The 8,878-nt window shown below is 73.8% G+C and carries 7 protein-coding genes; all 7 read left to right on the top strand.

Annotated elements, in window-relative coordinates:
• On the top strand, nt 1-2,798 hold a 2,798-nt coding region (locus AOK22_RS24985), incomplete at its 5' end, for a S41 family peptidase (RefSeq protein ID WP_055700963.1).
• A gap of 107 nt (nt 2,799-2,905) precedes the next feature.
• Nucleotides 2,906-3,259, top strand: coding sequence for a histidine triad nucleotide-binding protein (locus tag AOK22_RS24980; RefSeq protein ID WP_055700962.1), 354 nt, complete (start codon nt 2,906-2,908; stop codon nt 3,257-3,259).
• Between the two features lie 15 nt (nt 3,260-3,274).
• A complete protein-coding gene (locus AOK22_RS24975) occupies nt 3,275-4,180 on the top strand; it encodes a ribonuclease Z (protein ID WP_055700961.1) in 906 nt (301 codons plus the stop codon).
• A gap of 71 nt (nt 4,181-4,251) precedes the next feature.
• Entirely contained in the window at nt 4,252-5,253 is a 1,002-nt protein-coding gene (locus AOK22_RS24970) for an adenosine deaminase (RefSeq protein ID WP_055700960.1), read from the top strand.
• A 173-nt stretch (nt 5,254-5,426) separates the two neighbouring features.
• On the top strand, nt 5,427-6,623 hold the full coding sequence (locus tag AOK22_RS24965) for a macrolide family glycosyltransferase (RefSeq protein ID WP_341845601.1): 1,197 nt from the start codon (nt 5,427-5,429) through the stop codon (nt 6,621-6,623).
• A gap of 134 nt (nt 6,624-6,757) precedes the next feature.
• The gene (locus AOK22_RS24960; protein ID WP_055700958.1) at nt 6,758-8,071 is read left to right on the top strand and encodes a glucarate dehydratase family protein; all 1,314 of its coding nucleotides are present in this window, start codon (nt 6,758-6,760) and stop codon (nt 8,069-8,071) included.
• 64 nt (nt 8,072-8,135) lie between these two features.
• On the top strand, nt 8,136-8,878 hold a 743-nt coding region (locus AOK22_RS24955; RefSeq protein ID WP_244164978.1), incomplete at its 3' end, for a carbohydrate kinase family protein.

The following is an 8,878-nucleotide window of genomic DNA, read 5'->3' as shown; positions in this document are numbered from 1 at the left end:
ACGGGCCCGACGGGCAGGTCCTGCTGCTGTCCGCGCCCATGGGCCGCGAGGCCGCCTGGTGGAAGCGGTACCGCGGCGGCACCGCGGGCAAGCTGTGGATCCGGACGTCCGACGGGGGCGAGGAGGCCCGTTTCGTCCGCGTCCACCAGGAGCTCGACGGGAACATCGAGTACCCGCTCTGGGTGGGGGAGCGCATCGCCTTCCTCTCCGACCACGAGGGCGTCGGCGCGCTGTACTCCTCGCTGCCCGACGGCTCCGACCTGCGCAGGCACACGCCGGTCGACAGCTTCTACGCCCGGCACGCGGCCACCGACGGCACCCGCGTCGTCTACGCCTGCGCCGGTGAACTCTGGCTCCTGGACGACCTGTCGGAGGCCGAGCCGCGCCGGCTCGACGTCCGGCTCGGCGGGCAGCGCACCGACCTCCAGCCGCACCCCGTGAGCGCCGCCCGCTGGTTCGGCGCCGCCGCACCCGACCACACCGGACGCGGCAGCGCCGTCTCCGTGCGCGGCTCCGTGCACTGGGTCACGCACCGCGAGGGGCCCGCCCGCGCGCTCGCCGCCGAGCACGGCGTGCGCGCCCGGCTGCCCCGCACCTTCCGCGTCCAGGGCGAGGAACACGTCGTGTGGGTGACCGACGCGGAGGGCGACGAGGCGCTGGAGTTCGCGCCCGCCACCGGCCCCGCGCCCGGCGCGACCCCCCGCAGGCTCGCCGCCGGCCAGCTCGGCCGGGTCCTGTCGCTCGCCGTGGCGCCGGACGGCTCCCGGGCCGCCGTCGCCTCGCACGACGGCCGGGTCCTGCTCGTCGAGCGCGAGAGCGGCGAGGTCCGCGAGGTCGACCGCAGCGAGGACGGCGAGGCCACCGGCCTGGTCTTCTCGCCCGACTCGGCGTGGCTCGCCTGGTCGCACCCCGGGCCGCGCCCGCTGCGCCAGCTGCGGCTCGCCAACACCGCCGACCTCTCGGTGGCCGAGGCGACCCCGCTGCGCTTCCGGGACTACGCGCCCGCGTTCACGCTCGACGGCAAGCACCTCGCGTTCCTGTCCGCGCGCGCCTTCGACCCGGTCTACGACGAGCACGTCTTCGACCTCGCGTTCGTCGGCGGCTCGCGGCCCCACCTGATCACGCTCGCCGCGACCACGCCCTCGCCCTTCGGACCGCAGCGCCACGGCCGTCCCTTCGACGCGCAGGACGGCCCCGGCGCCGAGACCCCCGACAGCGAGGGCGCCCCCGTCACCCGCATCGACTTCGACGGACTCGCCGACCGCATCGTGCCGTTCCCCGTCGAGGCCGCCCGCTACACCACGCTGCGCGCCGCCAAGGACGGGCTGCTCTGGCTGCGCCACCCGGTGCGCGGCGTGCTCGGCGCCTCCCGTGCCACCCCCCACGACCCGGACCCGAGGACCGAGCTGGAGCGCTACGACTTCGCGCAGCGCCGTGTCGAGGAACTGGCCGCGGACGCCGACCACTTCGCGGTCACCGGCGACGGCAAGCGGGTCCTGCTGTGGACCGACGGCAAGCTGAAGGTCGTACCCAGCGACCGGCGCGCCTCCGGCGACGACGACAGCGACTCGAACATCACCGTCGACCTGTCCCGGGTCCGCCACACCGTCGACCCGGCCGCCGAGTGGCGCCAGATGTACGACGAGGCGGGCCGCCTCATGCGGGAGAACTTCTGGCGGCCCGACATGGGCGGCGTCGACTGGGACGCCGTCCTGGAGCGCTACCGTCCCGTCCTGGCCCGCGTGGCCACCCACGACGACCTCGTCGACCTGCTCTGGGAGGTCCAGGGCGAGCTGGGCACCTCCCACGCGTACGTCGTCTCCGGCGGCGGGGGCGGCGCGTACCGCCAGGGGCTGCTCGGCGCGGACCTCGCGCGCGGCGAGGACGGGCTGTGGCGCATCGACCGGATCCTCCCCTCGGAGACCTCGGACCCCTCCGCGCAGTCGCCGCTCGCCGCGCCGGGCGTCGCGGTCCGGCCCGGCGACGCGGTCATCGAGGTCGACGGCCGTGCCGTGGACCCGGTCACCGGACCGGGACCGCTGCTCGTCGGCACCGCGGGCAAGCCCGTCGAGCTGACCGTCTCGCCGTCGGGCGGCGGCGATCCGCGGCACGCCGTGGTGATCCCCGTCGACGACGAGGAGCCGCTGCGCTACCACGCCTGGGTCGCCGACCGGCGGGCGTACGTCCACGAGCGCTCGGGCGGCCGGCTCGGCTATCTCCACGTGCCCGACATGCAGGCGCCCGGCTGGGCGCAGATCCACCGCGACCTGCGCATCGAGGTGTCCCGCGAGGGCCTGGTCGTCGACGTCCGCGAGAACCGCGGCGGGCACACCTCGCAGCTCGTCGTGGAGAAGCTGGCGCGCCGCATCGTCGGCTGGGACCTGCCCCGCGGCTCGCGCGCCCTCAGCTATCCCGTGGACGCGCCGCGCGGCCCGGTCGTCGCCGTCGCCAACGAGTTCTCCGGCTCCGACGGCGACATCGTGAACGCCGCGATCAGGGCGCTCGGCATCGGCCCCGTGGTCGGCACGCGCACCTGGGGCGGCGTCGTCGGCGTCGACAGCCGCTACCGCCTGGTCGACGGGACACTGGTCACGCAGCCCAAGTACGGGTTCTGGATGGAGGGCCAGGAGTGGGGCGTCGAGAACTACGGCGTCGACCCGGACGTCGAGGTCGTCGTCACCCCCGAGGACCACGCGGCGGGCCGTGACCCGCAGCTGGACGAGGCGGTCCGCATCGCGCTGGCCGCGCTCGCGGAGAACCCGGCGAAGACGGCGCCCGCGGTGCCCGGCACGCAGTGATCTCCCGGGCGCTGCGCCCGCAGGCCTTCCCCTGGTCACCGCGGCGCGGGCCGATAGCATGCCGAACGTACTGATCGTTCCCATCCTGCTCAGCTAGGAGGCGGCCCATGGCGGGCGAAGCGCAAAGCGACTGCCTGTTCTGCAAGATCGTCGCGGGTGAGGTGCCGGCGACCGTCGTCCGGGAGACGGACACGACCGTCGCCTTCCGCGACATCAACCCGCAGGCGCCGACCCACGTCCTGGTGATCCCCAAGGCGCACTACCCGGACGCCGCGTCGCTCGCCGCCGCCGAGCCGAAGGCCGCCGCCGACGTGCTGCGCGAGGCGGGCGAGGTGGCCGCGCAGGAGAAGGCCGAGAGCTACCGCATCGTCTTCAACACCGGCTCCGGCGCGGGCCAGACCGTCTTCCACGCGCACGCGCACGTCCTGGGCGGCCGCGGCCTCCAGTGGCCGCCCGGATAGCGGGGACAGCTCTCCTTGTCCGTACGTGAACTGGTGGTGCTCGGCACCGCGAGCCAAGTCCCCACCCGGCACCGCAACCACAACGGGTACGTCCTGCTGTGGGACGGCCAGGGCATCATGTTCGACCCCGGCGAGGGCACGCAGCGCCAGATGCTGCGCGCCGGGGTCGCCGCGCACGACCTGCACCGGATCTGTGTGACGCACTTCCACGGCGACCACTCCCTCGGCCTCGCCGGGGTGATCCAGCGCATCAACCTCGACCGGGTCCCGCACCCCGTCACCGCCCACTACCCGGCCTCCGGGCAGCACTTCTTCGACCGGCTGCGCTACGCGACGGCCTACCGCGAGACAGTGCGGCTCACCGAGGCCCCGGTGGCCGCCGACGGCGAGCTGGCGGCCACCGCCTCGTACACCCTCGACGCGATCAGGCTCTCGCACCCCGTGGAGTCCTTCGGCTACCGCCTCGTCGAGCCCGACGGGCGGCGGATGCTGCCGCGGCTGCTCGCCGAGCACGGCATCAAGGGGCCCGACGTCCGGCGGATCCAGCAGGAGGGCAGCCTCGGCGGCGTCACGCTCGACCAGGTCAGCGAGGTGCGGCGCGGACAGCGGTTCGCCTTCGTGATGGACACCCGGCTCTGCGACGGCGTGCACGCGCTCGCCGAGGGCTGCGACATGCTCGTCATCGAGTCGACCTTCCTCGACGAGGACGAGCAACTGGCCACCGACCACGGACATCTGACGGCAGGTCAGGCCGCCCGGGCGGCCGTCGACGCGGGTGTGCGCCATCTCGTCCTGACGCACTTCAGCCAGCGCTACCCCGACCCGACCGCGTACGAACAGCAGGCCCGCGCCGCCGGCTTCGAGGGCGAACTCACCGTCGCCCGCGACCTGGCGCGCATCCCCGTGCCCAAACGAACCTGAGCACCACCGCAGCCGCCGGGGCCCCACGACGGGCCCCGGGGCTCCCGCACAGAACCGAGCGAGACCGCACCATGCCGATCCCCAAGGCCGAACTCCACCTCCACATCGAAGGCACCCTCGAACCCGAGCTGGCCTTCGCGCTCGCCGCGCGCAACGGCGTCGAACTGCCCTACGCCGACACCGAGGAGCTGCGCAAGGCCTACCTCTTCGACGACCTCCAGAGCTTCCTCGACCTCTACTACGGCCTCATGGCCGTGCTGCGCACGGAGGCCGACTTCGAGGAGCTCGCGGACGCCTATCTCGCCCGCGCCGCCGAACAGGGCGTGCGGCACGCGGAGATCTTCTTCGACCCGCAGGCCCACATCGCGCGCGGCGTGGAGATCGGCACGGTCGTCGAGGGGCTGACCCGCGCGCTGGACCGCAGCGAGGAGCGGCACGGCATCTCCACGCGGCTCATCATGTGCTTCCTGCGCGACGAGTCCGCCGAGTCCGCGATGGCCACTCTGGAGGCCGCCAAGCCCCACCTCGACCGGATCATCGGCATCGGCCTCGACTCGGCCGAGGTCGGCCACCCGCCGGTCAAGTTCAAGGAGGTGTACGAGGCCGCCGCCGCCCTCGGACTGCGGCTCGTCGCCCACGCGGGCGAGGAGGGCCCGCCCGCGTACATCACCGAGGCCCTGGACGTGCTGCGCGTCGAGCGCGTCGACCACGGACTGCGCTGCATGGAGGACCCGGAGCTCGTGGAGCGCCTGGTCCGCGAGCGGGTGCCGCTCACGCTCTGCCCGCTCTCGAACGTCCGGCTGCGCGCCGTCGACGTCCTGGAGGAGCACCCGCTGCCGCGCATGCTCGACGCCGGCCTGATGTGCACGCTCAACTCCGACGACCCGGCCTACTTCGGCGGGTACGTCGACGACACCTTCCATGCCGTGCGCGAGGCGCTCGGCCTCGACCAGGAGCGGCTGCGCACGCTCGCCCGGAACTCCTTCGAGGCGGCCTTCCTGGACCGGGACGCGGCGGACGAGGCGCTGCGGGCGCGGTATCTCGCCGAGGTCGCGGAATATTCGTTCGACTGACCGCCGGGCGCCGGGATACGGTCCCGGCATGGACTCCTTCCTGCAGATCTACGGCTGACACGGCCCTCCCGGCCCGACCGCCCGCCCCTCGCGAGGTTGCACCCGCGCACGGAGGCCGGGGCGGCGGGCCGCCGTGTCCTCATCCGTGATCTGCCGCAACCGAAGGAACTCCCATGTCATCCCGCCGACTTTCCCGTCGCCGTGCCCATGTCGCCATGATCGGCGTCCCGATGGTCAGCCATGTGCTGCCCAGCCTGGAGATCATCACCGAGCTGGTCGCGCGCGGCCACCGCGTGACGTACGCCAACGACCCGGCCGCCGCCGAGCTGATCGAGCCCACCGGCGCCGAGCTCGTGGCCTACACCTCCACGCTCCCGCACCGCGACAACATCTGGCCCGAGGACCCGATCGAGGCCAGCGCGCTCTTCCTCGACGACGCGATGGCGGTGCTCCCGCAGCTCCACGCGGCGTACGACGACGACCCCGCCGACCTGTATCTGTACGACATCGGCGCCTATGTCGCCCGCGCGCTCGCCGAGGCGCAGGGGCGGCCGCTGGTGCAGCTGTCGCCCACGTATGTGGCCTGGGGCAGCTACCAGGAGGACGTCGGCGCGCACCTCGCGCGGCTGCCGGGCGCCGACGCCCTGGAGGCCCGCTTCAAGGAGTGGCTCGCCGGGTGCGGGGCCACCACGCTGGACGTCGCGGAGTTCTCCGGCGTGCCGCCGCGGGCGCTCGCCACCATTCCGCGCGCCATGCAGCCGCACGCCGACACCGTCGACGCCGAGCGGATCGACTTCGTCGGGCCCTGCTTCGGGGAGCGCGCGCAGCGGCAGAGCTGGACGCGGCCCGAGGGCGCCGAGAAGGTACTCCTGGTCTCGCTCGGCTCGGCCTACACCCAGCAGCCGCAGTTCTACCGGAACTGCGTGGCCGCCTTCGGGGACCTGCCCGGGTGGCACGTCGTGCTCCAGATCGGCAAGCACGTGGACCCCGCCGAACTCGGCGACGACCTCCCTTCGAGCATCGAAGTCCGCTCCTGGTCGCCGCAGTTGGCGATCCTGGAGCAGGCCGACGCGTTCGTCACCCACGCCGGTATGGGGAGCAGCTCCGAGGGGCTCTTCTGCGGGGTGCCGATGATCGCCGTGCCGCAGGGCGCGGAGCAGCCGCTGAACGCCGACCGGCTCGTGGAGCTGGGGGTGGCGCGGCGCATCGACACGGAGGCGGCCACCGCCGAGGCGCTGCGGGCCGCGCTGCTCGACCTCGTGGCGGACCCCGAAGTGGCCGCGCGGTGTGCGCGGTTGAAGGCGGAGTCCCGGGCCGAGGGCGGATCGTCCAGGGCCGCGGACCTGATCGAGGCGGAGCTCGGCGACTAGCCGTCCCGCCGCGGGGAGCCGTGCCCCGTCGCGCGGTTCCCCGCACCGATTGAGCCGTTCGCCGCGCCCCTTTCCGGGGCGCGGCGAACGGCCCCATTGACGATGGTGAGTTCGCGTATCTAGTCTCTGTTCTCATGTATGGACAGCGCTCCGGCGGTCTCGTCATCGAAGAGGTCCGTCTCACCCCCGTCCTCGTCGCCGATCCGCCGCTCCTCAACACCCAGGGCGTCCATCAGCCCTACACTCCGCGCCTGATCATCGAGGTGGTCACGGCCGGTGGGGTGACGGGGATCGGGGAGACGTACGGGGACGGGAAGTACCTGGAGCTCGCGCGGCCGTTCGCCGAGCGGCTCGTCGGACGCGAAGTCGCCGATCTGAACGGGCTGTTCACACTCGCGGACGAGACGGCCGTGGACGAGGCGCGGGTCGACGCCTCCGTGGACGTCGGCGGGCTGCGCGGGGTACAGACCGCGGACAAGCTGCGCCTCTCCGTCGTCTCCGGGTTCGAGGTGGCGTGCCTGGACGCCCTCGGCAAGGTGCTCGGGCTGCCGGTGCACGCGCTGCTCGGCGGCAGGGTCAGGGACGCCGTCGAGTACAGCGCGTACCTGTTCTACAAGTGGGAGAGGCACCCGGCCGGCGTCGCGAGCGAACCGGACGAGGGGTGGGGGGCCGCGCTCGACCCGGCGGGGGTCGTCGCCCAGGCCCGGCTCTTCGCCGAGCGCCACGGCTTCGGCTCCTTCAAGCTGAAGGGCGGCGTCTTCCCGCCGGACGAGGAGATCGCCGCGATCCGCGCCCTCGCGCGGGCCTTCCCCGGGGCGCCGCTGCGGCTCGACCCCAACGGCGCCTGGTCGGTGGAGACTTCGCTGAAGGTCGCGGGCGAGCTCGGCGACGTACTGGAGTACCTGGAGGACCCCGCGCTCGGCACGCCCGCGATGGCGGAGGTCGCGGCGGGCACGCACGTGCCGCTGGCGACGAACATGTGCGTGACGACCTTCGAGGAGATACCGGAGGCGTTCGCGCGGCGGGCCGTGCGGGTGGTGCTCTCCGACCACCACTACTGGGGCGGGCTGCGGCGCACGCGCGAACTGGCGGCGGTGTGCCGGACGTTCGGGGTGGGCATCTCCATGCACTCCAACACCCATCTGGGGATCAGCCTGGCCGCGATGACGCACGTCGCGGCGACCGTGCCCGACCTGCGGTACGCCTGCGACGCGCACTACCCGTGGCAGGCCGAGGACGTGCTGACCTCGCGGCCGCGGTTCGTCGACGGGAAGGTCGCCGTCACCGACGCCCCCGGGCTCGGCGTCGCGCTCGACCGGGACCGGCTCGCGGCGCTGCACGCGCGCTGGCTGGACGCGGACTTCCGGGCGATGCGGGAGCGGGACGACGCGGCGGCGATGCGGGTGGCAGAACCGGAGTGGGTGACTCCGGCCGTGCCGCGCTGGTGACCGTTCCGTCGTGCCGCGGGGGCAACCCCGGGCCTCTGTGGGCATCGTCCGTTACGTTGCCTGCATGGTCGTACCCGTACAGCCCACCGTCGATCCGCTGAAGGCGGCCCGCAGACCCGGCGATCCGGCCTGCGACGTCTACCTCACCGGCACGGTCTTCCTCGACATCATCTTCACCGGGCTCGACTCCGCGCCCGTGCGCGGGACCGAGTCCTGGGCGCGCGGCATGGGGTCCAGCCCCGGCGGCGTCGCCAACATGGCGACCGCGCTCGCCCGCCTCGGGCTGCGCACGTCGCTGGCCGCGGCCTTCGGGGACGACCACTACGGGGAGTACTGCTGGGACGCCCTCGAAGGCGGCGAGGGCATCGACCTGTCCACGTCACGGACCGTGCCCGGGTGGCACTCGCCGGTGACGGTCTCCATGGCGTACGAGGGCGAGCGGACCATGGTCAGCCACGGGCACGAGCCGCCGCCGGACGCCGACGCGCCGGACGGGGGCGCGCCCGCGTGCCCGCCACGCGCGCGTGCCGCCGTCGCGTCGCTGACGCCGGGCACGCGTGCGCCGTGGATCGCGCAGGCCGCGCGGAGCGGGACGCGGATCTTCGCGGACGTGGGGTGGGACGACACCGGGCGGTGGGACCTCGCGGGCCTGGCCGACCTGGAGCACTGCGAGGCGTTCCTGCCGAACGCGGAGGAGGCGATGCGGTACACGGGGACGTCGTGTCCGCGGGCCGCCGCGCGGGCGCTGACCTCCCATGTGCCGCTGGCGGTGGTGACGCTGGGGGCGGAGGGGGCGTACGCGGTGGA

Origin of the sequence: Streptomyces silaceus (genome assembly GCF_001419745.1) — a bacterium.
GTDB lineage: Bacteria > Actinomycetota > Actinomycetes > Streptomycetales > Streptomycetaceae > Streptomyces > Streptomyces silaceus.
Note: the sequence above shows the minus strand (reverse complement) of the source record. Positions and strands in the feature narration are given on the sequence as shown.

Coding starts and splice junctions, on each gene's coding strand:
- AOK22_RS24980 (WP_055700962.1), top strand. CDS start 2,906: ATGGCGGGCGAAGCGCAAAGCGACTGCCTGTTCTGCAAGATCGTCGCG.
- AOK22_RS24970 (WP_055700960.1), top strand. CDS start 4,252: ATGCCGATCCCCAAGGCCGAACTCCACCTCCACATCGAAGGCACCCTC.
- AOK22_RS24965 (WP_341845601.1), top strand. CDS start 5,427: ATGTCATCCCGCCGACTTTCCCGTCGCCGTGCCCATGTCGCCATGATC.
- AOK22_RS24960 (WP_055700958.1), top strand. CDS start 6,758: ATGTATGGACAGCGCTCCGGCGGTCTCGTCATCGAAGAGGTCCGTCTC.